The organism is Tepidimonas sp. (assembly GCF_046292505.1).
Classification (GTDB): Bacteria; Pseudomonadota; Gammaproteobacteria; order Burkholderiales; family Burkholderiaceae_C; genus Tepidimonas.
The window spans coordinates 1-1,062 of the sequence record NZ_JBKBQX010000117.1 but is presented as its reverse complement, the minus strand read 5'-3'; the positions used below and the strand labels follow the sequence as shown (position 1 = coordinate 1,062).

General features: G+C 59.7%; 2 protein-coding genes. Both read left to right on the top strand.

Annotated elements, in window-relative coordinates; translation table 11 throughout:
• Positions 1-180 (top strand): hypothetical protein (locus ACK4TH_RS12115; protein ID WP_409626807.1); only part of this gene is annotated, 180 nt, incomplete at its 5' end.
• A 359-nt stretch (positions 181-539) separates the two neighbouring features.
• Positions 540-1,062 (top strand): P-type DNA transfer protein VirB5 (gene virB5 / locus ACK4TH_RS12110; RefSeq protein ID WP_409626805.1); only part of this gene is annotated, 523 nt, incomplete at its 3' end.

Genomic DNA, 1,062 nt, shown 5'->3' with positions numbered 1-1,062 from the left:
GAGGTTGCCGACAAGCAATTGGCCTTGAATATCGTCGGCTTCGTGCAATCCATGCCACCGGTGACGACTCGCCACCAGGTAGAACTAGAGGCGGTGCGTGCAGCCGGGCGGAGTCAAGACCAGCAGCGGGAGGCCACGCGCCCGCGAACGAACCGTGATGACCAGGGCCGCAGCCGATAGTAGGCCGGGCACTTGTGCCCCTTTGGTGACACGGCGCCGCACCTGGTTGGATCTGGTTGTCACCACTGCAAGCGGAATGCCAAAGTAGTAAAATTCGGGAGTCAAAACATGGTGTTTTGGTTCCAACTGTAGCGGGACGCTACCGCCCATGATGCACCGGGCGCAGGGCTGATGCCCTCCCAACGGCAGGAAGATAGGAAGCCGTGACAGTGCGGATAGACGCACCGCATAGACCACACCCCAACGGGGTACGGGCGAAAGCCCTGACAGCCGGGAATAGACGCTCGCAATGAGCCGGCGGACAGGTCGGAAAGAACGGCCAGCGTGCCCGCTCCTTCACTGAAAAGGAGTGGCGCAAAATGAATTCCATCAAGGTACTTACCGTTTGCATTGTCGCGGGCTGGATGCTCGTTAAGGCTGGCTCTGCCAGCGCCCAAATCCCCGTCACGGACGCGGCCAGCATCGCAACGGACGTGATGAACCACGTCGAAGATATTGCCAAGTACGTTGAGCAAATCAGCCAACTCAAGGCGCAGCTCGACCAGATGAAGCAGCAATACGAGGCGCTTACCGGGTCGCGCAATTTGGGCGCCATCCTCAACGATCCGAAGTTCAAGGACTATCTGCCGGCCGGATGGAAGGAGGTCTACGACTCGGTACGCAACGGCGGCTATTCCGGCCTGACTGGATCAGCAGCGGCCATCTACGAAGCCGCGAAAAAATACGATTCGTGCCAGCACATCAAGCGGGATGACGAGCGTATCAACTGCCAAGCGCGGGCCGTAAAAGGCGCAGCAGACAAGGACTTCGACCATATCCACGCGGTCAACCACGGAACGCTGGAAGCCTTCGTCCCCTCCAAACCGGGGTCGCTGGACGACC